Annotated in this window: 25 protein-coding genes and 2 CRISPR repeat arrays; of the genes, 13 read left to right on the plus strand and 12 right to left on the minus strand. The window is 37.8% G+C overall.

The window, feature by feature from the left end:
- Positions 1-4: 4 nt before the first annotated feature.
- Both hemB and QXK50_03175 read right to left on the minus strand, forming a co-directional pair.
- Positions 5-1024 (minus strand): porphobilinogen synthase, encoded by a 1020-nt coding sequence (hemB, locus tag QXK50_03170; protein MEM2008164.1) that lies wholly within the window; start codon positions 1022-1024, stop codon positions 5-7.
- The gene (locus QXK50_03175; GenBank protein ID MEM2008165.1) at positions 1025-2293 is read right to left on the minus strand and encodes a hypothetical protein; all 1269 of its coding nucleotides are present in this window, start codon (positions 2291-2293) and stop codon (positions 1025-1027) included.
- 185 nt (positions 2294-2478) lie between these two features.
- Between QXK50_03175 and QXK50_03180 the strand changes: the two genes are divergently transcribed.
- The 12 genes from QXK50_03180 (at position 2479) to cas4 (ending at position 12669) form a co-directional block, all read left to right on the plus strand.
- The gene (locus QXK50_03180) at positions 2479-3486 is read left to right on the plus strand and encodes a cobalamin biosynthesis protein (GenBank protein MEM2008166.1); all 1008 of its coding nucleotides are present in this window, start codon (positions 2479-2481) and stop codon (positions 3484-3486) included.
- Complete coding sequence (gene cbiE, locus QXK50_03185; GenBank protein ID MEM2008167.1) at positions 3486-4160, plus strand: precorrin-6y C5,15-methyltransferase (decarboxylating) subunit CbiE; 675 nt, start codon at positions 3486-3488, stop codon at positions 4158-4160. The genes QXK50_03180 and cbiE overlap by 1 nt, the downstream gene beginning before the upstream one ends.
- Positions 4161-4162: 2 nt before the next feature.
- The gene (locus tag QXK50_03190; protein MEM2008168.1) at positions 4163-5203 is read left to right on the plus strand and encodes a precorrin-8X methylmutase; all 1041 of its coding nucleotides are present in this window, start codon (positions 4163-4165) and stop codon (positions 5201-5203) included.
- Positions 5187-5930: a precorrin-3B C(17)-methyltransferase gene (locus QXK50_03195; protein ID MEM2008169.1), complete on the plus strand. Its 744-nt coding sequence runs from the start codon at positions 5187-5189 to the stop codon at positions 5928-5930. Before QXK50_03190 ends, QXK50_03195 begins: the two co-directional genes overlap by 17 nt.
- On the plus strand, positions 5927-6982 hold the full coding sequence (cbiD, locus tag QXK50_03200; protein ID MEM2008170.1) for a cobalt-precorrin-5B (C(1))-methyltransferase CbiD: 1056 nt from the start codon (positions 5927-5929) through the stop codon (positions 6980-6982). Before QXK50_03195 ends, cbiD begins: the two co-directional genes overlap by 4 nt.
- The gene (gene cbiT / locus QXK50_03205; GenBank protein ID MEM2008171.1) at positions 6982-7575 is read left to right on the plus strand and encodes a precorrin-6Y C5,15-methyltransferase (decarboxylating) subunit CbiT; all 594 of its coding nucleotides are present in this window, start codon (positions 6982-6984) and stop codon (positions 7573-7575) included. Before cbiD ends, cbiT begins: the two co-directional genes overlap by 1 nt.
- A complete protein-coding gene (locus QXK50_03210; protein MEM2008172.1) occupies positions 7572-8225 on the plus strand; it encodes a cobalt-factor II C(20)-methyltransferase in 654 nt (217 codons plus the stop codon). The genes cbiT and QXK50_03210 overlap by 4 nt, the downstream gene beginning before the upstream one ends.
- A gap of 6 nt (positions 8226-8231) precedes the next feature.
- Complete coding sequence (gene cobM / locus QXK50_03215) at positions 8232-8978, plus strand: precorrin-4 C(11)-methyltransferase (GenBank protein MEM2008173.1); 747 nt, start codon at positions 8232-8234, stop codon at positions 8976-8978.
- A gap of 66 nt (positions 8979-9044) precedes the next feature.
- Positions 9045-9699: direct repeats of the CRISPR family, unit length 25 nt; unit sequence CTTTCTACTCCCTTTTGGGAGTTTC.
- A 334-nt stretch (positions 9700-10033) separates the two neighbouring features.
- Positions 10034-10834 carry a type I-A CRISPR-associated protein Cas4/Csa1 gene (gene cas4a / locus QXK50_03220; protein ID MEM2008174.1) on the plus strand — a complete coding sequence of 267 codons (801 nt, stop codon included), beginning with the start codon at positions 10034-10036 and terminating at the stop codon, positions 10832-10834.
- Positions 10831-11817 (plus strand): CRISPR-associated endonuclease Cas1, encoded by a 987-nt coding sequence (cas1, locus tag QXK50_03225; protein MEM2008175.1) that lies wholly within the window; start codon positions 10831-10833, stop codon positions 11815-11817. Before cas4a ends, cas1 begins: the two co-directional genes overlap by 4 nt.
- Position 11818: 1 nt before the next feature.
- Positions 11819-12100 carry a CRISPR-associated endonuclease Cas2 gene (gene cas2 / locus QXK50_03230; protein ID MEM2008176.1) on the plus strand — a complete coding sequence of 94 codons (282 nt, stop codon included), beginning with the start codon at positions 11819-11821 and terminating at the stop codon, positions 12098-12100.
- A complete protein-coding gene (gene cas4, locus QXK50_03235; GenBank protein MEM2008177.1) occupies positions 12097-12669 on the plus strand; it encodes a CRISPR-associated protein Cas4 in 573 nt (190 codons plus the stop codon). Before cas2 ends, cas4 begins: the two co-directional genes overlap by 4 nt.
- Here the strand turns inward: cas4 and QXK50_03240 are convergent.
- The 8 genes from QXK50_03240 to QXK50_03275 are packed head-to-tail and all read right to left on the minus strand — an operon-like array spanning position 12642 to position 19807.
- On the minus strand, positions 12642-13250 hold the full coding sequence (locus QXK50_03240; protein MEM2008178.1) for a hypothetical protein: 609 nt from the start codon (positions 13248-13250) through the stop codon (positions 12642-12644). The two genes, cas4 and QXK50_03240, sit on opposite strands and share 28 nt — an antisense overlap.
- Positions 13251-13266: 16 nt before the next feature.
- Complete coding sequence (gene cas6 / locus QXK50_03245; protein ID MEM2008179.1) at positions 13267-14058, minus strand: CRISPR system precrRNA processing endoribonuclease RAMP protein Cas6; 792 nt, start codon at positions 14056-14058, stop codon at positions 13267-13269.
- Complete coding sequence (locus QXK50_03250; GenBank protein ID MEM2008180.1) at positions 14055-14858, minus strand: CRISPR-associated endonuclease Cas3''; 804 nt, start codon at positions 14856-14858, stop codon at positions 14055-14057. The genes cas6 and QXK50_03250 overlap by 4 nt, the downstream gene beginning before the upstream one ends.
- Positions 14858-16627: a CRISPR-associated helicase Cas3' gene (gene cas3, locus QXK50_03255; GenBank protein MEM2008181.1), complete on the minus strand. Its 1770-nt coding sequence runs from the start codon at positions 16625-16627 to the stop codon at positions 14858-14860. Before cas3 ends, QXK50_03250 begins: the two co-directional genes overlap by 1 nt.
- A gap of 28 nt (positions 16628-16655) precedes the next feature.
- The gene (locus QXK50_03260) at positions 16656-17732 is read right to left on the minus strand and encodes a hypothetical protein (GenBank protein ID MEM2008182.1); all 1077 of its coding nucleotides are present in this window, start codon (positions 17730-17732) and stop codon (positions 16656-16658) included.
- Positions 17733-17746: 14 nt separating this feature from the next.
- The gene (gene cas5a / locus QXK50_03265; protein MEM2008183.1) at positions 17747-18529 is read right to left on the minus strand and encodes a type I-A CRISPR-associated protein Cas5a; all 783 of its coding nucleotides are present in this window, start codon (positions 18527-18529) and stop codon (positions 17747-17749) included.
- A gap of 2 nt (positions 18530-18531) precedes the next feature.
- Positions 18532-19506 (minus strand): DevR family CRISPR-associated autoregulator, encoded by a 975-nt coding sequence (locus QXK50_03270; GenBank protein ID MEM2008184.1) that lies wholly within the window; start codon positions 19504-19506, stop codon positions 18532-18534.
- A 4-nt stretch (positions 19507-19510) separates the two neighbouring features.
- Complete coding sequence (locus QXK50_03275) at positions 19511-19807, minus strand: hypothetical protein (protein ID MEM2008185.1); 297 nt, start codon at positions 19805-19807, stop codon at positions 19511-19513.
- A 138-nt stretch (positions 19808-19945) separates the two neighbouring features.
- On the opposite strand from QXK50_03275, the gene QXK50_03280 reads away from it, so the two are divergent.
- Positions 19946-20584, plus strand: a complete 639-nt coding sequence (locus QXK50_03280; protein MEM2008186.1) for a winged helix-turn-helix transcriptional regulator — start codon at positions 19946-19948, stop codon at positions 20582-20584.
- Positions 20585-20849: 265 nt separating this feature from the next.
- Positions 20850-23209: a CRISPR direct-repeat array (repeat unit 25 nt; unit sequence GAAACTCCCAAAAGGGAGTAGAAAG).
- A 55-nt stretch (positions 23210-23264) separates the two neighbouring features.
- On the opposite strand, the gene QXK50_03285 is transcribed toward QXK50_03280, so the two are convergent.
- The gene (locus QXK50_03285; protein MEM2008187.1) at positions 23265-23795 is read right to left on the minus strand and encodes a nucleotidyltransferase domain-containing protein; all 531 of its coding nucleotides are present in this window, start codon (positions 23793-23795) and stop codon (positions 23265-23267) included.
- Positions 23770-24168, minus strand: coding sequence for a HEPN domain-containing protein (locus QXK50_03290; GenBank protein MEM2008188.1), 399 nt, complete (start codon positions 24166-24168; stop codon positions 23770-23772). The genes QXK50_03285 and QXK50_03290 overlap by 26 nt, the downstream gene beginning before the upstream one ends.
- Positions 24169-24401: the final 233 nt, after the last annotated feature.

Raw genomic sequence — 24401 nt, forward strand, 5'->3', positions numbered from 1 at the left:
TAGTTCACCTGCTAAGAATCATAGCTATATCGAGTGCATGATATGTTATCATTATATCGGCTCCAGCTCTAAACACAGCTGTAGCTATCTCTAGTAGACCTCTATCTCTATCTAGATAACCATTCTCTATCATGAGCTCTATCATCATATACTCTCCACTTACGCTATAGGCTGCTAAAGGCACATACTGTAGAACCTTCTTCAGCATGTAGATCACGTCTAGATACATAAGCGCAGGCTTCACCATAATTATATCTGCTCCCTCTTCAATATCAATTATAGCTTCTTTTACAGCTTCTTCAGCATTTCTGAAATCCATTTGGTAAGACCTTCTATCTCCAAACCTTGGGCTAGAATCCATGGCTAATCTAAATGGTGTGTAGAAGCTACTTGCATACTTAACTGAGTAGCTCATGATACCTATATCTGTAAATCCATTGCTATCTAGAGCTTCTCTTATAGCTCTAACCTGTCCATCCATCATACCAGAGGGAGCAACAAAGTCTGCACCATTTTCAGCAAGACTTACAGCAATCTTCTTATAGACATCAAGAGTGCTATCGTTATCTATGACAATAGACCCATTCTTATTAATAATTAGTCCACAGTGACCGTGGTCAGTATAGCTACATATACATAGATCTGCAAAGAGTATGGGTTCATCATTTAGTTCAGATCTGATGAATCTCAGAGCTTTCTGTATAGGTCCTTCTCTACTGAAAGCAGCACTTCCTATAGAATCTTTAAACGAAGGTATACCGAATAAGAGAAAGCTGTGAACATCTAGCTCTAAAGCTCTTTGTATAAGCTCTATTAGTTCTTTTGACTGAGGGGGATAGTATTTATGTCCTTTCAAAGCATTGATTGGTATTGGTCTAGATACACCATCGTTTATGAATATAGGTAGCACAAGTTTTCTTGGATCTATCGAAACCTGTGCCACTAGATCTCTTATAGCCTCTCTTCGTCTCAATCTACGTGGACGTGTATAGGGGAATCTAAGTGATGTGTATATAGGATTCATCTACTTCACCGAATCAATGAGAGAATTCAGCTTGTTTTCGAAATGAGTGAGTATAGAGTTCATGTATTCACCATACTTCTCGTTCTGTAGGCTTTTCTGCAACATGATATCTATCAATGGGATCAAGATTTTGTGTGAATAATTACGGAAAGCAGCTACAACTATCTCTCTACTCTCTTCAGATATTCTAAGCTCTTTAACCAGTTTTTCAGCAGAATATATAGCTAGTACTTCAGCAGCCTTCATTATTGATGCTAAGCGATTTGCCACCATGTCTCTAGCTATACTCAGTAGAAAAGCCTCTACCTCTCTATCTATTGTCTGTTTTATCTTGTCTATACATGAGACAGCAGTCTCGTTAGCTTCTTCAGCATATCTCTGAATATCATAGAAAGTGTATACATTTTCATGAGTCTCTTTTACTATAGGAGGTAATGAAACATCAACCACAGGTATTTTCAGAGATTCAACAACTTGTCTTATCTTGTTTAAGTATTCATTACCAAGATTTGAGATAGCTATAAATATTCCATCGATTTTCGTTAGCCATTCAGCTAGTTCGCTAAATGGAAGCGGTATGCAGCTTTCTCCATACATGCTACAGATACTGGTAGCCTTATTGATGTCTTCGCTAAAAACCACAACTATGGAAGGTCTGTAGTAGTTCATGAGATATCTAATAGCTCTACGAATTGCATGACCAGAGCCTATGAACATAAGCTTCTTATCGTTTAAATCACCTAGAGCTCTAGACAGAATCTTGATACCAATCTGTGGATATCCTCTCTCATGTGTCTCTAGACCCATGAACTGAATCCTAACTTTTCGTCCAACATCAACAGCTTTTCGAAACAATTTTTCGAGAAGCCATGAGCTACAAGAAAACTCTATAGAGCGTTTTAGTGCTTCTTCAACTTGCTCAAGTATCTCCCATTCACCAACAATTTGTGAATGAAGTCCTGATGAAACTTCAAATAAATATCTTATGGCATCAATACCCACATGCTTATCTATGTAAATCTTGTATTCTTCTAACATATTCTCTAGATTTTTTTCTACAAAGCTCCATCTATCCTCTCCTTCTGTATGTATATAGACTTCGAATCTTAGACATGTTGATAGAACTACACAGCTAATTCCATTGCTACACATAGCTTTATAGAGGTCTCTATGTTTTGTTCTTAGAGAGGCAAGAATGTCTGGCGATAGTTTTCTAAATGTTAATGTATATGCTGCTAAAGATTGTGATAGCGCTATTGTATTAATCATGTGGTTACCCTAGCCATATTTCAGATGAATTTAAATCAGAATATAAAGCTATTGCTTACAATATATAGCTTCATAGTTCTGTTCACTATCAACTATAAAGAAAAGAGATTTAGCGTTAAGTGTGGGTTAAATAGAATAGGGTTATATATGGCTAGCCTGTACACATATAGTGTGGTTGATAAGATTTGCTGGAGACTCTTTGGAGAGGAATGGCGATTTTATATACATCAGATAGTGAAAAGACTATTGCGAAAAACATTGGGACTCAGATATCTAGCTATGGGGTTCCAGTAGTCATCGGATCCATAAAGAGCTTCGATATTGATAATCTATTAAAGTGTTATGATGCAATCATATTTATTTCTCCTATTGGTGTTGCTGTTAGAACTCTATGTGGAAAACTTGTACATAAATCTATTGATCCTCCAGTTATTGTTGTAGATCCTAGCGGTAGATTCGTGATACCGGTTATTGGTGCTCATTGGGGTGCAAACGAGATTGCGTTAGAGTTATCGAGGATACTTGAGCTAGAACCTGTTATAACAACAGCTTCAGATTCCCGAGGGGTTACAAGTATTGAGCAATTGGCAAGGATTCTTCACTGCCATATAGAGAATATTGATGATGTTCAGATACTTGATTCAGCTCTACTGAGAGGTGAAGAGATATGTGTATATGGTATCGATAGTATGCCCTCGATTGTTAAAGGGAGATACATAGTTAATGGTGGTAAATGTAGGTATGTTTTCTTTATTCGTTCAAAAGATAGTGATGTACATATTGATCTAGAGAATGCTAGAGTAGTTTGGTGTAAACCTTACACAATATCTATAGGTGTAGGTGCTCATAGCGATACAGATGCAAATGAAGTTGCTATAGCTGTTAGGGAAGCTCTAGATGAAGTAAATATAGGTTTATCATCAATTAAATGTATTGTTTCTATAAAACCTATAGTTAAAGAAGCTGCCAATATTCTTGGTGTACCTTTTAAGCTTGTGAAACTTGATGAGATAAACAGTATAGATGATATATGTCTAACACCACCTTCTCCAAATATAGTTAAGTATGGGTTCAGAGGTGTTGCAGAAGCTTGTGCAATCTATGGATGTAGCGGTAAGGCTCATCTCATATTTAGGAAACGTGTGTTTAGAAGGAATGTTACTATAGCTATGGCTTCGTGTCGTGATCATTAATGGTTTTATATGTAGTTGGGGTAGGACCGGGAGATCCTGAGTATATAACCCTCAAGGCTCTAAAGGCTATAGCTAAGTGTGTTACTGTTGCTGCATGGAGGAAGATTCTAGAGCAATTTAGATGGTTGGTTGAGAGAAAAGAGGTTATCGAGATAGATAGCAGACGTGTAAATGAGTTTGTAGAGAGTGTTGTGAAAAGAGCATGTTCAGAAGATGTTTGTCTTCTTCTGAGAGGTGATCCATTTGTATCTGAGAGAAACTTGATGAATACTGTAATCAGTTTCTGTAGAATGTATAGAGTAGACCATATTATTATCTCGGGAGTCTCTTCAGTTAATCTAGCTCTTGCAAGACTGCATATAGATCTAGGTAATACTGTTGTTCTATCTCTCCATTCATCTAAAAATATTGAAGATGATCTAGCATCTATAGAGGATATCCTTAGGCTAAACAGATATCTAATCATCTACCCTAGAACAAATTTTGTTGATGTGATTGCTATGGTTAAGAAGATAAGCGAGAAGATGGTCTGTGACTCTACTGTATATATGTTTCAGAGACTATCTTTTTCAGAAGAAAATGTGGTTAAATTCAAGCTTTCGGAAATGCTCTCAATGGATAGAGATCTAGATGCTTACACAATTCTCGTTATAGAGCCTTGCACAGAGGTGTAGTGATGAAGGTCTCAATAATTGTTATTGCACATGGATCAAACTCAATCGAGGTCTACAGAGATCTTAAGAACGTTATTGAATCTATGAAAATGTTTATTGTTGAACAAGATCTAGAGATACATTTAGCGTATAACGAAAAAGTGGGAAATGTGTCTGTTCCTCACTGGGAAGAGGTTTTGGAAGAAGTTCTAGAGAGAGGTGTTACGAATATCGTTATGGTTCTTCTATTCATAGCCAAGGGTAAGCATGTTGTTCGCGATATAGTGGGTAAGTTTATGGATAATCTTGTGTTTGATCAGTGGATGAAGGTTATGTGGAAAGGATATATCTTCAATCTATACATTACCTCACCTATCTCTAGTACAACACTGTTTAAGCTTATGATAGCTAACAGTATAAATAGGTCTATCGGTATGTTGAAGCAGAAGGTTCTCTCTGTCGAGAAGAATGTCTCTAGAATAGAGACAGAGTCTCTAGAGAGAATCAATCTACTGCTTAACACTATTATAGAGACTAGCGATTTCGAGAAAATGGTTATGGCTAGAGTTGTGTTTGCTAGCGGTAATCTTGATCTAGCGTACCATACCTATATACATCCAAGGTTTCTAGATGTAGCTAGAGAGGTTTTGATTAATCAGAAGATACCTGTGGTTACAGATGTTAAGATGGTTTATTCAGGTATTAGGTGGAGAGAGAAGTATACGTTTATAGATCATGAAGATACAGTTAGGCTAGCAAAAGAAATGAATATGGCTAGAACTGCTGCATCAATGGTTGTTGCAGCTTCGAGATACAGAATATTTATACCTATCATAGGTAATTCACCACTAGCACTTTCACAAGTCTTAGAAATGGTTAACAAGTCTTTAATCGAGATTCCCTTCGCTATAGCTACACCACCGGGGTTTGTTAATGCTGTAGTAGTTAAAGAGAGATTAATAAGATCTGGTATCCCATGTATAACTGTTCGAGGTAGCTATGGTGGAAGTTCGCTTGCTGTAGCTATTTTCAATGGTGTTGTAGAGTATGTTAAACAGATGTAGAGGCAAGATATATGTTGTTGGGATAGGTCCTGGAGCACTAGAGCTTAGAACTATTGCTGTTCTCAAGGCTATTGAAGAAAGTAGTGTAGTGCTTGGGTATAAAAGGTACATAGATTTCATTAGGGATGTGCTAGTGAATAAGAGGGTTGTTGAGTATGGTATGAGGGAAGAAGTCGAGAGAGTGAAAAAAGCAGTAGAGTATGCTCTAAATGGCGAGATAGTTGCATTGGTATCGGGTGGAGATCCACAAGTCTATGGTATGGCTGGTATTCTGCTTGAATATATAGCTAAAAACGGTATAGATGTTGATGTAACTATAATCCCTGGTGTTACAGCTGCTTTAGCTGCTGCTGCAAAACTTGGGGCACCACTAGCATCTGATTTTGCTGTAATTAATTTAAGCGATATCCTTATCCCTAGAGAAGTTATCTTGAGCAAGGTAGAGCATGCTGCAAAAGGAGATTTCGTTATAGTGTTCTATAATCCGGTTAAACTTGATCTTGTGGAACAGGCTATGAATACTGTAGCAAGGTTTAGATCTAGCGATACTCCTGTCGGTATTGCTAGAAATGTTTATAGAGATGGTGAGAAGGTATTTGTGACTAGGCTAAAGGATTGGATTGAATATCGCGACTATATAGATATGGGGACAACGATTATAGTTGGTTCTTCGAAGACAATCATCTATAGAAACTATATGGTGACTCAGAGAGGGTATAGGCTTTGAGTATAGTTCAGTTCTTTAAAAGATTCGGTATAACAACTGGAGCAGCAGCTGCTGCAGCAGCTAAAGCAGCTACAGTATTTCTCCTCCATAGAGTGAAGCCCAGTTCTGTAACAATTCCAACACCTGTGGGGCTTAGACTAGAGATACCTGTAGAGCAGATCTTTGTATATGGTGATAGTGTTTGTGCTTCTGTTAGAAAGTTTTCTGGCGATAATGTTGATGTTCTTGATGGTATCTCTATTGTTGTATGTGTTAAGCAGAGAAAAGATGATATTGTTAATGTTGTTGGTGGTAGAGGGGTGGGGATTGTGGCTCGATCAGGTCTCCAGATACCTGTTGGTGAAAGCGCTATATCGCCAACAGCTAGAAGCATGATTATTGAAGCTATTAGAGAAGTAGCAAAAGGTATAGGTTTAGATGTAGTTATAGAGGTTCCAAATGGTGAAGAGATTGCGAAGAAGACTTTGAATGAGTCTCTAGGTATAGTTGATGGTATATCCATTCTAGGTACCACGGGTATCGAGTGGCCAGTGAGTGCTGAAGATGATGTACATAGAATATCTCTAGAGATAAGTATCGTTAGATCTAGAAGCACAGTTATAGTTTTAGCAACAGGGAATAGAACCTTCGATTATGCATCACAGATATACAGTCCAGAGATTATAGTTAAGGTTGGTGATAGTGTGGGATTTGCTGTTAGTGAAGCTTCGAAAGCAGGTTTTTCTCGTATAGTTGTAGCTATTCAGCCTTCTAAGGTTCTGAAGCTAAGTGTTGGTATAATGAATACAAGTAGTAGAGTAGGTGATGCAAGAATAGAGGCTTTAACTCATGCATGTGTTGCAGTAGGTCTAGATATAGATGTTGTTAAGAGGGTTTCTGCAGCTTCTTCTGTGAGAGAAGCTCTAGATACTATAGGGAGTAGTGCTTCACTTGTCTTTAGCTATGTGGCTAGAAAGGCTCTAAACCATTTACGTAGATTGTGTAGTAACTCTACTATCGAGATACTGGTATTCAGTTATGATGGAGGTATCTTGGCTAGGGCTGAGACTTGATGTGGAGCTATAGAACCTATGGTATACCTGATGAAATGTTTGATAAGCTTGAGGGTATAGTTATGACTAAAGAGGAGGTCAGGGTTATCTCTATATCGAAGATGAGGATTAGAGAAGGTGATGTGGTTGTAGATATTGGTTGTGGAACAGGTAGTATTGCTATCGAGTTAGCTAATATTGTTGGCTCTAAAGGTGTTGTATATGCTATCGATAGAAATGAGAAGGCTATAGAGATTGCGAAAAGAAATGCTACAAGATTTGGTGTGGATAGAGTTATAAGGTTTATACATGGTGAGGCTCCAAATGCTTTATCTCTACTTCCTAGAGAGCTAGATGCTGTATTTATTGGGGGTAGCTCTGGTAGATTGGATGAGATAATAGCTGTAGCGTTTGATAGATTGAGGTATGGTAGAAGGATTGTTTTGAATCTAACTCTGCTAGAGAATATTTATACAGCTTTATCGATTATGAAGAAGCTTGGCATGAAGCTAGAGGTGGTTATGGTTCAAGTGGCTAGAGGTGAGCCTCTAGGCTATGGGTTATTCCTTAGGGGAGGCAATCCTGTATTCATTATTGCTGGTGAAAAGACTTGAGAAAGCTTTATGTAGTTGGTCTTGGACCTGGTGATCCAGAGTTAATCACAGTTAAGGGATTGAATAGGCTTAGAGAAGCAGAAGTGGTTTTCATACCTATGAGTAGTAAGGTTGATGACAGTATAGCGTTATCTATTGTCGAGAAGATATCTATTGCATCTAAAGTGATTAAACTTAGTGTATCTATGGGTGATAAGACTTGGGTTGAGAAAGTAGCTAGAGAGGTTTGTAATGCTCTTCACAAGTTTAGCTGTATAGCTATAGCTGTGTTAGGTGAACCTTCTCTATATAGTACATCGGCACATCTACTAGCTTCAATGAAATGTCTAGATGATGTGTATATCGAGATTGTGCCAGGGGTTTCAGCAATATATGCATGTGCTGATAGAGTTTTAATGCCTCTTGCTTTAGGTGATGAAGCTATAGCTATAGTGCCCTCAGCTAGAGTAGAGGCTCTAGGAGATGTAGTTGGCTACTTCAATACTGTGGTTGTTGTTAAAGGCGGTAAGATTATGGCTAAGGCTGCAGAATCTCTAGCTCAAAAGGGATTCAGGATAGTTTATGCGAAGAGGTGTTTTACGGAAGATGAGGTGATAGGTAGAGATATTATAGATGAAGACTATATTTCTCTAGTTATAGCTAGGAGATGAATATCTATGGGCAAAGTATATATAGTTGGTGCTGGTCCTGGAGATCCTGAGTTAATAACACTAAAAGCGCTTAAAGTGATCAGAGAAGCAGATGTAGTTATATATGCTGATTCTCTTGTAAATCCAGAGATACTGAAGTATGTGAAAGAGGGATGCGAAATCTATAGAAGTTCTGCAATGAGTTTAGAAGAAATAGTCGATATAATGGTTAGAAAAGCTAGAGAAGGCAGAATTGTTGTGAGACTGAAATCAGGAGATCCATCAATCTATGGAGCATTACTAGAAGAGATAAGTGAGCTCGAGAAAGCAGGAATAGACTACGAGATCATACCCGGTGTAACAGCAATGACTGCTGCAGCTTCTGTTCTAAAAACATCTCTAACTATACCAGAAAAACTCCAGACTATAGTTATAGTAAGACCTTCATGTAGAACACCAATTAGAGACGATATAGCTAAACTTCTCCAAGCAGCTAGAGATGTTTCAACAATCGCAATATACTTAGGCAGCTCTTGTATACACAATATCGTTGATCTACTAATTAGAGCAGGATACTCTAAAGATACAGAAGTAGCCATTGTATATAGAGCTACATGGAGAGACCAGAAAACATTCATATGCACATTAAACAATATCGAAAATATCCTAAAAGAAAACAACATATCCGGAAACTATATAGTCTTGATAGGTCCCCCAATACATACACACACTAAAACTCATCAACCTAGATCACTAGTCTATTCAGTTAAATAACTCTACTTCTATCTCTAGATCAAGCCAAAGCCATAGACCTCTAGCTCTAGTATCAATAGAATTCACCATTCTACTCCCTTTTGGGAGTTTCCTGAAGAAATTCATTGAACTTTTTGTTGAACTTAATGTACACACCTTTCTACTCCCTTTTGGGAGTTTCGATGAGATTATCAGAGTAATTGAATGTGCAATTAATAAAATAAAGCTTTCTACTCCCTTTTGGGAGTTTCTTTGAGAGGAAGAGTTTTTAGTTCTAGACATCCTAGAGTAGTATAGCTTTCTACTCCCTTTTGGGAGTTTCGCAAAAACACTACTTGGTGATAGACTAGATGGATATGTGATAACATCTTTCTACTCCCTTTTGGGAGTTTCTTAAGGAGAAAGTAGAGCCAAGGTTAGCTATACTTAGTGAAATCTTTCTACTCCCTTTTGGGAGTTTCCAGGACGAGGTTCAAGCCGTGGCAACTCTACAGGGGAGAGATATGCCTTTCTACTCCCTTTTGGGAGTTTCACATGGGGTTCATGCAGAGAATGGAAGCTTGTTGTTACAACTGTAAACTTTCTACTCCCTTTTGGGAGTTTCAAGCTATAGATGCAACTGTTTATCACGATATCAAATTACTCAAGACTTTCTACTCCCTTTTGGGAGTTTCATATATTCAGGAAATATCTATATTATACTACTAATATATTATACTTTCTACTCCCTTTTGGGAGTTTCTTGTGTTTACACTTATATACTAGTGTTTTTTAGGGTTTATAAATATTTTCGTGTTTTTCTTAAGAAAATACATAGCTATATCGATGGTTTATATAATGGTTGTTCTAATGGGTAAGAGTTGAGTTTATTTAACTGTTCTGATGATGTGATGAAAAGAATTGAATTTGTGTGTTCTAATGAGTAAGTATTGAAAGTATTACTTGCAAAGAATAGATGTTTGTTTTTGTTTTGGTTTATTTTGTATTGTTTGTTTTTTGTAGTTGGGTGTGAGTGGTTTTGTGTTCGGGGTTATGTTTATCTGGTTTTTTGTGTTGTTTTTGTTTGGGTGGTTGTTGTGTTTCCTAGGTGGGTTTGGGATTATGTTAGGTCTGTTGGTGGTGAGGTTGTTGCTGATGTTAGGGGTTGGAGGTTTGATGTTGTTGGTTCTAGGTTTTTGGCTAGGCCCAGTATCTCTGATGTTTCTAGTCCTTGTCCTAGTAAGAGGGATGTTTGGCTTAGGAGGGTTGTTAGGGTTAGGGTTGATGGAGGTGTTTTTGTTTTTGGTAGAGCTGTTCATGATGTTTTTCTCTATCCTTTTAGGTTTAGGGATAGAGATGTTGTTGATATTGTTAGAGGTTTTGAGAAAATGTTTCATGGTTTTGATCCAATGCTTAGAGGTTATAGGAGTTTCTTTAGGAAGTTGTTTAGGAAGGCTTTATCGCTAGCTATGTACTCTAATGAGGATGGTGTCCCTATATCTGTTGAGCCTATGATTCCTGGAGCAGCTATTGGTTTATCTGATTTTGTTAAACCTGATCTTCTTGTTGGTTTTCTACCTGTTGATATTTCTCTTGCGTCTGTGAGCGAGAGGGTTTTTGAGAGAAAGGAGATAGCTTTAGCTGGATATGCTCTAGCTATAGAGAGTTGGATTGGTCATCCAGTTGATTTTGCTGTAGCTCTCTATATAGGTATTGTTGATGGTGATAATCCTGTTTTAAGTTGGAGAATTGTAAGAATTGATGATAACCTTAGAAGAGCTTTTCTAGAAGCTAGAGATAGAGTGGCAATGATCTTAGAGCATGGTGAAGAGCCACCTATACCAGATAACTGTTACTCTAGTTGTCCCTATTCTGTTTTTTGTGGTGGAAAGAGATGAAGATTTTCACTATAGCTTCTCCTGGCTCTAGAGTTGTGTGTAGGAGAGGAGGTATCTATGTTGTTAAAGGAGACTCTAAGGAGAAAATCCTTATACCTCCAGATATAGATTGTGTAGTTGTAGCTTCTTCAAGGGTTAGTATATCCTCTAAAGCTATTAGAGTTGCTGCTAGAAGAGGTATTGACTTTGTCTTTCTAGACTTCAATGGAATGCCTATAGCACGCCTATACCCACCATATATAAACAAAACTGTTGCTGTAAGAGTTTCTCAGTACATGTTGTTTCAAGAAGACTACGGCAGGAAGCTGGCTAAAGAGATTGTCTATACCAAGATAGTTAACCAAGTAGAGCTTATAAGATATCTAGCGAAAAACTATAGAGAGCCAAGCTTAAGAGAAGTTGCTTACCAGATAGACTCTATAGCTACAGAACTTAGAGCATTAGATCCAAAGATTCTTGATAGAGATATCCTCATGTCGTTTGAGTCTAGAGCAGCTAAAGCCTATTGGCAAACCATAGCCTCTCTACTCCCAGATAGCCTAGGGTTTAGGGGTAGAGACCACGAGTCTAGAGATCCATTCAACATGGCTTTAAACTATGGCTATGGGATTCTCTATAGCGTATGTGAAAGATCTCTTCTTTTTGCTGGTCTAGATCCATATCTAGGTGTTCTCCATACCCCTAAAAGTGGAAAGCCTTCTCTAACGCTAGACTTTGTTGAGATGTTTAGAGCTATTGCGGTAGATAAACCTCTTGTGATAAACGTTAAGAAGATTAAGCTAGCTATTCAACAAGACAGACTAGATATAGATTCTAGAAGATCTGTAGCATCTATTGTTCTCGAAAACCTTAGACAGAGATATCTATACATTAAAACTAGTAAAAGAGAAGAGCTTTCTGAAATTATAAAGAGAGATGCATGGGATCTAGCTTACTGCATTAGAGAAGGTCTAGAGTATAGAGGAGCTAGACTGGTGATATAGTTTGAGCTATATAGTTGCTTTCTACGATATATCTGACAATAGTAGAAGACTTATAGCTGCTGAAAAGCTTCAGGGACTTGGTTTCCAAAGGGTTCAGAGAAGTGTATATATAGCTAAAGGAAACACTAGTCTAGCTAAAGAAGCTTTTAGAGCTCTTCTAAGAGTTATAGATAGATCTACAGATTCTATAGGTGTTATAGTTGTGCCTAAGGAGTACATGGATAAAGCTATGTTCTTTAATTCCCAGGCTAAGGTGGGTGAAAAGCCATTAGAAGTTCTATGATACCTATAACAATAATCAAGGAATACACCTACTGTCCGAGGATAGCCTACTTCAAGATATTCACTATACTTGAACCTCCTACAGAGTCCATGATGTATGCTAGAGAATCTAGACCTTCACTCCAAAACATATACGAAGCTATTAAGCATAAGCTTAGCGATAGATGCTGTATAGAGGTTGATAGATATGTCTACTCCAGTAGACTAGGTATACATGGCTATGTAGATGCTCTCGCTATATGCGATAAAGAAGCTATACCTATAGAGATTAAGCTCAGAAGCTCTCCTAAAGCTATTAAAAGATACACTCTACACCATATAGTACAGCTAGTAAGCTATGCTATAGCTGTTGAAGAAACAATCAATAAACCTGTCTATAGAGCAATTATTCTCTCCCTCGAACCTAGATCTGTATTCGAGATAGCTATATCGCCCAATATTAGGGAAATAGTCTATAGATCTGTAAAAGAGATCCACAAGATGATTGCTGAAGAGAAGCTCCCTAGATCAACTCCATCTAAGACTAGATGCAGTATTTGTTTCTATAGAAACATCTGCATCAATGTGTAGGAAAAGATCTTGGCTAGAGTTGTTGGACAGTATATCTTTTTCCTACCTCTATACACTATATCTATTAATCCTTTCCTCATCATGTTGAATAGTCTTCGTCTTGAGCTAGAGCTAGGGATGTTGAGCATATCCGCTATATCTCTACTAGCTCTACAGCTATCTAGTCTAGTCAGTATCTCTAGATCTCTAAGATCTAGCCAAAGCCTAGGCTTGAAGTCTAGTTTAATGAGTTCTTCATCATAGACTATGTTTAGAGGATCAATCTCTAGATCTATAGCTAGCTCAATTGTGTTAAAAACCATGTACATAGTGTGGATAGCTGTTGAAGTAAGACCATCTGTATCTCCTAGCACAAGCTTTACATAACGAATACCTCTTCTCTTAATAATCTCGACTACGTTTTTTGTCAATTCCTCGAAACCATTTAATGTATCTAGACACAGATACCTACTACAGTAGTCTTCTTCAGCTAGATTAGAGCCGACAATAGCTATAGCTGTTTTTCTATCGAAACCTACTACCTTAAGCATATCATCTATAGAACTATTTAAAGGTTTTGAAACTATGTAGAGCTTCATCAAAACTATATCCACCAATTCAAGACAATACTCTATAGTTTATATAGCCAAAACCTATACCCCTAGACCTACCAACACCAACCAGTCTACCGACCTCAAGTAGCTCAACAAAATCCCTAAGATTCTCCAGCCCCTGAATCCCGAAGACAGTTTTCCCCATGAATGCCTTAACCTTTCTATTCCTACCTATAGATACATCTACAACCTTGGTTCCATAACCAACTATCTCAATATTCCTAGATAGAGTTCTAGCTCTTTTCCTAGCAATCCTAGGATCAACACTCAAGAAATCAACACTAGACTTAGCCAAGGTATATACAAGCCTCTGAGGAGAAGGGTATAGCACCCTCCAACCCCTGAACATAAGCATTGTTGGACCAAAGAAAACCTCAACCATAGCTCTACCCCTAGAATCAATAAACTTAACAAGCTTATCCTCACCACAAAAATCGCAGTCATTAAGCAAATCAATAGACGACTCATATACACGAAACTCAACTTCAGAAGCCCTAAAAACATCAAGAACATTATTAGATACAACATCAACAACTCTAGCAACAACAGACCCATCTCTACAATAAGAAGCAAACCTAAACCAAAAACTAGAACCAGTATCCAAAACAACCTGAGAACCATTAACACCACTCAAAACAATCCTACCATTCTGAAGCAGAGGAGAAATAGAGAAACCACAATCAAGAACCTCTCTAGGAAAACAAGACTTAACAACCTTAGCCACAAAAGAACCACTCCAACCAATAAGAGGAACAGACCTAACAACAGTAGCCTTGATATTAAACACTGATATCATTTCCTACCAACACCTCGTGCTCTATGAGCTACATAACCATCACATAAATTAATCAAACCTGTAATCGATTCTATAACAACACTCGATAATGTTATTGATTGCAATTTCACACCTTTATCCACTACATCGTTATAGAAATTCTCGATAAATAATTTACTATTCCTATACACATCGCTGTTCCTTAGCTTATCTAGATTCAACAAAAAATCGAGCAACTTTTTAGCTATATTAAGTATGTTGTTATTGTCTATATATTCATGTATTGATTTTAGACATTCAATACATCTACCCCAAATTCTAGGCTTTTCAACAAACTCCTCCAAATAATCGCTAGAGTAGCTTCCACAGCCTCTAAAAGAGTAGCTTCCATAGCCTCTAACTTGGTGATAGTGGTGAAACGCTATAGGGAATAGAATTAGAATACCTGTAACCTTATTTCTATCAATCTCGTTAAATCTATCCTCCATAAAATTGCTAACATCTTTCCCTTTTACTACAATTCCCATGGCACTTAGTCCTAGGTGTACCAAGAATGCCGATATCATGTAGTGTCTCGGAAACTCTCTACATATCCCTTGATCACATTTTTCTTGAAACTCTTGTGCAACTTTACCTAGATCGTGTAGCAACGAGCTCAAGAGTATGGCGTTTTTCACATCATCTATAGGTATCTCTAGCACTCTGGAGATCTTACGTGATAATGCGTTAAGCTCCCACCTCTCCTCACAACACTTCTCTACACCCACTAAGTGGTTTAGTAAAAACTCTTCTGATCCTCTATCTCTATAAGCGTAACACACTACTCATCACCTACGAAACCAAGCCCATTTCTGTAGCAGTTCTCCTTTAAAACAAATCCTATGAAAATAGGTCTACCTCTATTTTCTGAGGAAGACTTAATACATTCCTCGTAGAGCTTTGCATACTCTACAGAATTGATGGTAGTGTGTAAAACATTTTTTCTGAAGCTCGTAATCAGCTCACCTTCTCTATCAACAACACATACGAAATAGTCAATGCATCGCAATTGTTTTCGTACTAATTCTAAGGAATATGTGAATGTTCCAGATATAATTTCATCTGAATTCCTCGAGTTTTCAAGTTTGTTATATCCATATACATAAAATTGTGTTAGAGGTTCTTTAAGTATGCTATAGTTCGTAGTCTCTAGTACAGATTCTATGTATTTTGATGGAAGGAAGATTGGTGCTGTTAATGCTCTAAAATCTCTTTCTGCTTTTTCATCTACATCTATGGTTATGGTAGCTGATTTTTCTAGTATTTCGCTATAGCCTTTGAACTCTACTCCGTTTCTAGTATAGCTGTACGGTATTCTCCAGTCGATATATCTATTCATGTTTATGTACTCAATCAACTCTCTTAAACTGTTATTCACCTTGACTAGATAGACAGAAGCTTCACAATCTCTTCTACTCCTACAAATCCTGCCAAAGACTTGTATTGCTGAAGGAGTGTTTGTAGCATCTCTAAAACCTACATCAAAATCCCAATCAACACCTGCTTCAATAATAGGTGTTGCTACAACAACTTTTGCAGTCCTAGCCCTATTTACAGCATCTTCTCTATCCTTTAGACATAGCCTGCTATGGATAAGAACCTTCTCATTAGAATCAACATCAATTTTATTGTATGTGTCTACAGCAAGACGTATAGTGTCTCTTACCACAAGAATTCTCTCATCACATTTACTATGTTCATTGATTTTTGCTACAAGATCTTTCTCTTCTACGATATTCGTGACCCACTTTATCGATTTTGCAGCATCTTCGAATTCCCGGTCTCTTACATAAACAGTTGAACCGCTTTTCTCATCTCTATTCGATAGAGTGAAGAACATTATTTTACCTTCACACCAATTTGCTAGAATTTCTCTAAATCTACTCCATAGAGTTGCTGTTGCTAATACAACAGGTGTCGATGTCTTTATAGAGAACTCAAGCAGTATCTTTAAGAAAGCTAAAGCTCTCTCAGACGACTCGTCATCGAATCTCTTAAGCATATGAACTTCATCAAGAAACACAGTTGATGTAAATATCCGGGCCCTAGGAATAGCATAATGTTTTACTTCTCTAAACATCTCTGTTACCGGTATTCTGAAGAAGGTGTAGGCAAAGGAATCTAGTGTAGATACCATCACCTTAGCGTCGTAGGTAGGCTCCTTCACTCCTACACCTCTAATCATATGGTCTAGACCCATCTGGTAAGCTATATCACCTTCATCTATATCCATTGTCTTCAGAGCCTCGATAAACACATTTGGCGGCAATGCTCTACATTTAGTTGATTTACAGCTGGTTACAGCTGCTAAATACTTACATAAGTAGAGATCCTCAACTATAGCTCTTAGAGGTAGCACGTGGATGAAGTTATAAGAAAAATTTTTTGTATAGTTTAATGCACCTACAATAGGTGCTCCAACAGATTTGCCATAACCTGTAGGAGCTTCTACGACTATAACTCGATCAAATTTATCAAGACTGTATATATAGTTTGAGAGGGTATCTATGAGTGCTCTACCACTTGAAAATTTGCTACACAAATGAGACATGCTTTAGCTTCCTCGGAGAATCAGCTGACTAGTTTATGAGTTTAGAGAGTCTTGTGAATCTCTCTACAATCTCACTCCAGTCAAGCTCTCTAGCACTTTTCTTTGTGTACCATTCAACTCCTTCAGTATTTAGCTCAGGTGATGTTAGGTACCTAAGGATCTCGTATATGTATTGAGGCTTTCTAAAGCTCTGATACTTTATCAAGTTTGTTGCAACTAACTCTATGAATCTCCTCAACGAGTTATACTCCTTGGATGGATATCTATTCAGTATATTGTATAGTGCACCAGCGATGCCACCAGCCTTAACTATCTTGGCTAGATGTACAAGATCTATAGAATCAAAGCCCTTAACCATGATCTTGTTCCCAGTTCTAGCTATCCTTAAGTAATTTGCTATTGTATGTCCATCGCGTTTCAGGATATCTCTTAGAAACTCTTTGGCTACGATACTAATCGCTGTAGCTATACCAATGAAGACAACGTTTATGCTACCCTCATTCTTCTGAACTTTCTCTGTAATTCTCTTGGCTAAAGAGTTTAGGTCTCTAAGCTTATCTAGGGAAAGAATGTACGGTACAACTTCTACGTATACGTAGCCATACTCACGGTTAGCTACATATGATTGAGTTAGTCTTGCCCCTATAATCGATAGCGCAAGAACCTCTTCAGCTATCACAAATACGTTTCTCTTCTCTCTACCAATACCCATGAATGATCTTGTGAACTCTGCAAATTCTAGAGAAAGTGCTGGAGGAAGTGGTAGAGATTCTATTTTAGACATGGATAGCAAGTTATTGAGGACTGTGTTTGCGTAACAGAGATTCATCTTCCCCTTAGGATCGTTTCCGGTTAGAGGTATAGGACTAGAAGTACAGGGATCTTTATTAGCTTTATGCATCTTGTTTATTAGATCGTTAGAGCATTTAGCTACATCAGATAGAATGCTACTTATGTTGTTCTGATTTAGTTCCTCGAGATCTCTACCAGTACATAGCTTTATAGCTATCTCAGAGAACCAAGCAAATGCATAGTTCCTATATCTTACGAGATCCAGCACCGTTATCCCTCGTTGAAGTGTAGATGACTTCGCATGTCTAGACATTCTCTACACCTTCTCTATATTTCTATAGCTCGTTTTGGTACAGGAACTTCAACTATTTCTCTATCCCTTATATTCATCTTGAGCACTACACCCTCTTCATTCAGCTCTACTGTGGCTTTTGCATCGGTAAAAGGTTTAGGTACTACGTATCGCTCTAGAACAGTTGTCTTCTTGGCATAGTTTTGTTTATCAAGTATAGGCATATTGATCTCTATCCACATCCCTCTTGGTGAATAATCTTTAGCTATACTTAATGGAAAATAGAAACTTGTTTCACAGTATTTTGAATCTGTTAAAGCATTTTCTAAAGGTATCGAAACTACATTATCTACAGCAACTAGAGACTCTTTTCTACCAAGTCTCGTTATTCCGTAGCAATACTTCACCAATTCTTCATCACTTAAAATAAAGAATATCTGTAGTCTATCAACTACAGATATCGGGCGAACACCTATCGTATAAGCCATTTCCTGTCTTTTCCAGTGCTGCTTCTTTAGATATATATGTTGGTATAACCTCTCTATAGATTTCGAGAGCCCAATAGGCTTCACTATTCCTGCAGCTGCATAGAGAACTTTTTTCTTGTCAATCAGTTCTACAGCTGGTGAAGATCCATTTTCTGTTAACTCTCTCAAGTCATTCAATGATCTGTAGTAAGAGTATGCTAGTGCTCCAACTATTGTTGTTGGTGGTGGTAGAAGATATGTGTCAGCAGATATAGATGCATAGGGGGTATAGATAGCTAGAGTGCCGTATGTCGATACTTCTGCTAGTACAGCGTAGAGCTTTCTAGCCACATCTAATCCCTAACCTTTTCCTCAACTTTTTTCAGTATCTTTGCTACAAGCTCTGAGACGTTGTTGGCATTTTCAATCTTTACGTTTGTGATTTTTGTTTCTATATTGAGACCTTCTTTATCCATATACACAATTTCTATTTCTTCATTTACATCCTTGAATAGATCTACATAGTTTGAAGCTCTAGATAATGTCTTCGATATATAGTTGCTGCCATCTCTACCTACTCTAGCTGGAGACACCATGAATGGTACTGGATGTGATAGAGCTGCTATAGCTCCTACAACATCGTATATCGGTAGATATCTAGCTTTCTTAGCTCCGAAACTCAGTCCCTCGATTAGATTTGCTAGTGCTTGGATAGCTATCCTAATCCTAGGTACCCTACTGTCTACAACTTTCTTCGGTACACCTCCTTCTCCAGCTACTGCACCTATCTTGTCTATATCTAGTGCAACACCTAGAACATATATAGCTGTCCCAGCTTCTACTTGGAAAGGCTGAGGCTTTTGTCCAGGCATTGGCGCTCTTACATGGAATTGAGGTTCTATTGATACATCGGAGCCCTCTATATCTGGAACCATGTAGCTGAACTGTATCGGTGATGTTCTTCTAACATTTGCTTGTGCAATCATGAAGCCTGTTATATCATCAACTACACACTCCCTAATAAGATCCTCTTGCTTACCTGTACTGTCTGTGCCATGCTTTATGAATCCCCCTCTATTCTCATAGTTTCTGCATTGACCACATAGAGGTAGATTCTTTATTGTTGCTAGCTCTACTAAACTCTTCATGTAGCCATAGGCTATTGCTTGTCCTGAGACTGCGGGAGCTATGACGAGTCTATATCCCTTTCCCTCACCCCTGGGCTTAAGTAGAGATACTGTTCTATGTCTACTGTATGCACCCATTGCTTCAACCATATTAAGGGCTTCTACTTCAACCTTTAGCCTAAAGCTCATGGAGAGGAACATAGGTTCACCCCGTAGACACCTGCTTTGGTGCTGATGTAAGTGCTATAACAGCAATCTTCTGAGCTATCCCTAGGTTCTTCTCTACTTCTGCTAGAAATCCATCAACTTCAGCATCAGACGGTATACTCCATCCCTCGGTAACACCAATCCTAAGAGCTTCGTATAGAGCTACTCTAACCATTTCAGAACTTAAGGCTCTAGCAAGTCTATCTATAGGACCATACCTTTTGTTCTCAGCTAACTTCTTGAATAATTCAACTATTCCAGGATATCTTTGAACAACAGACAGGTTTATCACCAATAACTAAATATATCTTCTCGCATATATATTTTTCTATTATCCGAATCCATTAGTGTACCAAGAATTCTTAGACACTCAAAACAATTTTTAAAGCAATTACCTCTTCAGAGTCTATGTGTGTATCCCGGTGAGAAATCTATGTACACACTAGTAACAACACTAGGTTTCGATATATCTCACACACTACTTGTACTAACAAAGAGTAGCATAAAGCCAGTAAAAATCGTGGCTCTCGTAGGCAACATCAGAGGTGAAGTAGATCAAAGAGCTGAAACAGCCTATACAATGCTTAAACAATTCGCTAACATGATTAACGTAAATGTTGAGAGAGTAGATATAGATGTCACAGACATTCCCCTAGCAATTGAAAAAATAATCAAGATACTCGAAGAAAATGCTCCAGTAACCCTAGACCTAGGTGGAGGACTAAGACTACTAGTACTAGAAACATACATAGCCTACACACTAACAGATCCAATAAAAGCCTCGAGCACAACCATATACATAGCTCTAGAAGGAAGAAACGAAATAATAAACATAGATGTAAACACTATAAAGAAAAGAATAATATTATCCAAAAGACTCGATGAAACAACAAACAAAATACTAGAATACATAAAAGAAAAAGGAACAGTAACCCCCAAAGAAATAATAGACGAAATAAACAAATCCGGATACAAAATAACAAAACAAAAACTATCAAAAATACTCGAAAAACTACACAAAATGGGATACATAGACAAAATAGAGAGAGGAAAATACAGATACAAACCATAAACACACCACAAAAAACAAACAATACAAAATAAACCAAAACAAAAACAAACATCTATTCTTTGCAAGTAATACTTTCAATACTTACTCATTAGAACATATAAATTCAATTCTTTTCATCACATCATCAGAACATCTATATCAGTTCAACTCTTACTCATTAGAACAACCATTATATAAATCATCAATATAGCTATGAATCTTCTGATTAAATTCATAAAAATATTTATAAACCCTAAAAAACACAAATATATAAGTGTAAACACAAGAAACTCCCAAAAGGGAGTAGAAAGATATATGCACCATACCTAGCCATTGGTCTCCATAGTACTTGAAACTCCCAAAAGGGAGTAGAAAGAAAGCTAGCTCAAGCGCTAGCCATGGTCGAATGCACAAGACTTGAAACTCCCAAAAGGGAGTAGAAAGTCTGAAATTCTCTTTAACAATTCATCTGGATCTATTTCTTGAGAACGAAACTCCCAAAAGGGAGTAGAAAGCTTCACTAACATACCCAAGCCCACTACCCGAGAACAGATCTACGTGAAACTCCCAAAAGGGAGTAGAAAGTAGGCAACTCCATTCCTAACCACCTCTACTACTACCTTGAATTGAAACTCCCAAAAGGGAGTAGAAAGAAATCAGATAAAACAGCAATAATTGTTGATGTGCCATACTTATTTAGGAAACTCCCAAAAGGGAGTAGAAAGCTATGTATGCTTCAGGTAGCTTCACAGATATGATTCTCATTGCTCCATCAAGAAACTCCCAAAAGGGAGTAGAAAGTGTATGTCAGGTATGTGTTGATAATAACACTAGTAGCTGCATCAGAAACTCCCAAAAGGGAGTAGAAAGTGGGATCCTGTTCTACTTCTAATCTCCTCCACCGGCTTCAGTCTCTCGAAACTCCCAAAAGGGAGTAGAAAGTCTAGGTCTCTTTCTCCCATAGCATGACTGTTGCTGCGTATACTCCTGAAACTCCCAAAAGGGAGTAGAAAGCTGATTTTCTATGGTTTGCAGAGCTCTATAGAGAGGATGTGCGGAGAGAAACTCCCAAAAGGGAGTAGAAAGCATCTACACAAAACAATACATTGCAGATCCACAGCTGAGACAAAAAGAAACTCCCAAAAGGGAGTAGAAAGTTCTTCAGTTTTCTTTTTACTCGTAAACCTCATCACAACTTACCAGAAACTCCCAAAAGGGAGTAGAAAGATCTGTGCATTGAATTTTTTCCGCAGTTCATCTAGCATCATTTTCTGAAACTCCCAAAAGGGAGTAGAAAGGTATATACAGGTTCAATCAAAACCGAACTAGAATAAAAGAATTGATGTGAAACTCCCAAAAGGGAGTAGAAAGAAAAACAGAAGCATGTAAGGGATGGCATGACTGGTTTCGGAAACTCCCAAAAGGGAGTAGAAAGTTTCTCTCAACCACCACATCTACTTCGTCTGTAAACTTCTCTAAATCCATCCGAAACTCCCAAAAGGGAGTAGAAAGTATAGATGTTGTTTCATCTTTATGTAGTCTTTCTTTTTTCTAGCAGAAACTCCCAAAAGGGAGTAGAAAGTTCACTATCCAGTACAATGGATATTGACAAACCACATGTGTTCAGAGAAACTCCCAAAAGGGAGTAGAAAGATGCTTGCGCCAATTTCGGATCTTGTAGAATCATCCTCGCTCTGAAACTCCCAAAAGGGAGTAGAAAGCTGGTGAAACCTATCTTATGTAGAGAGGGATCAGGTAGCTTGATTATGAAACTCCCAAAAGGGAGTAGAAAGGCAACGAGACCCCCAACATAAAATGGCTATTCTATTATGTTGTTCGAAACTCCCAAAAGGGAGTAGAAAGTTGAAATACGTCATTAAATACTCAATAAATGACTCGAGCTTTCTCATGAAACTCCCAAAAGGGAGTAGAAAGATATGTATCATTCCTATACAGAGAAAATGAAAGCATATGGAAGAGAGAAACTCCCAAAAGGGAGTAGAAAGTAAAAAACTTATAGACAAAGCATAATAAACGTTTATCCGCCTTGAAACTCCCAAAAGGGAGTAGAAAGCAACATAAACACGCTTAGTTGTTTCATGATGTTCAATAGTGTATGTATATGAAACTCCCAAAAGGGAGTAGAAAGTTTGTATCCAAGCCTACTGACCAGATCTTCAAGTGCATATGCGAGAAACTCCCAAAAGGGAGTAGAAAGCATTTCTATACAAATGATCATAAATCAATGTAATTTGATTACCATGAAACTCCCAAAAGGGAGTAGAAAGACATCATTATCTTGTACATTGATGACAAACTTATCATAGTATCTCAGAAACTCCCAAAAGGGAGTAGAAAGGTTACCATGGGTAGCAATGTATTGAACACTAGTGATATTACTAGACCGAAACTCCCAAAAGGGAGTAGAAAGATCACATCAACAACAGTTCAAGAAAAAGAACAAAAAACATTAGAAGAAACTCCCAAAAGGGAGTAGAAAGTACAACTTGGTCTCCGACATCTATTCCCTTATCTCTTAGCACCAATTCAAGAAACTCCCAAAAGGGAGTAGAAAGCTCTCTGGTAAAGGTAACATATTTAAACTAAATGTATTTACTAAAGAAACTCCCAAAAGGGAGTAGAAAGTCGATTGAGATATATGTCCAGAGGCGTCGTTGGGCCTCAGCGCAATGGGAAACTCCTAAGGGGTTAGTAAGTGGTTTGGTGTGTGATGTGTTTGGTTATTATGGGTTTTTGGGGTGTGGTTGTGTTTTGTTGTGGTGTGGTTAGTTTGTGTGTTGTTTTCTGGGGTTGTGTTGTTTGTTGGTAGTATGATTGTTGTTTTGGTTTTTGTGAGTCCTTTGTTTATTAGGTTTTTGTAGAGTTTGATTATTTCTTCGAATTTTTTTGTGGTGTATAGGGTTTTTCCTTCTGAGAGTGCGTCTATTATTAGTGGGTTTCCTTTTTTTAGCATTTCTGTAGCTTCTTCGATTGTGTATGGGTGTGGTTCGATGTTTAGCTCTATATCTTTTAGTAGTTCTAGTATTTTCGCTATTCTGTCTAGGTATTTTTCTCTGAATTCGGCTATAATGAGTATATCGTAGTCGCTCCACGGTTTATAGTTTCCACGAGCTCTAGAGCCTGTTAGTATTATGGCGTATACCTTTAGGTTGGATATAAGTATGTTGACTGCTTTAGCAAGTTCTTCAGATTCCGATAATCTCTCTAACAAAATTCACCACCTTTTCAGAAGCTTCTAGAGCTCTTCTCGAGGTTTCTTCATCATATGCTTCATGAGGAGTTCCAGAGGGGTGGGCGTTTGGGTATCGCGAAGGTATGTAGTGTCTATCTAGCTCACGTGCACACACCATAAGGTCTTCGGGTGGATTCTTCTCCAATTTCTTGAAGTAGCGTAGTAAAAGTTCTCTAACGCTATGGCCCCAGGAAGCTTCATGGATATGGTATAGAAGAGCTTTACAAGCTTTTTCAGCAGCTTGATGAGCATAGAAAGCTGCAGCATTATACCTCTTCTCTCTATGTAGAATCCTAGCTGTATCTAAATCCCAAAGAGCTTCCTCAAACCACCTCACAACCTCATCTACCACAGACAGTCACCATACAACCTATAACTACTACCTAAACTAAATCAATAAAAAGCTATAGAGCTACCACAAAAATCTCTTCGATATTTCCCCAACCTCAAAACATTATACTAATACCAAATCTAAAACAGATTTACTCAACCAGATATACCTATCTAAATCACTAAGCTTTAGTAAACATATATCGAAAACTCTATCAAAACTATACATAAAGCCATTACCAATTTGCAGCACAA

The organism is Ignisphaera sp. (assembly GCA_038831005.1).
Lineage (GTDB): Archaea > Thermoproteota > Thermoprotei_A > Sulfolobales > Ignisphaeraceae > Ignisphaera.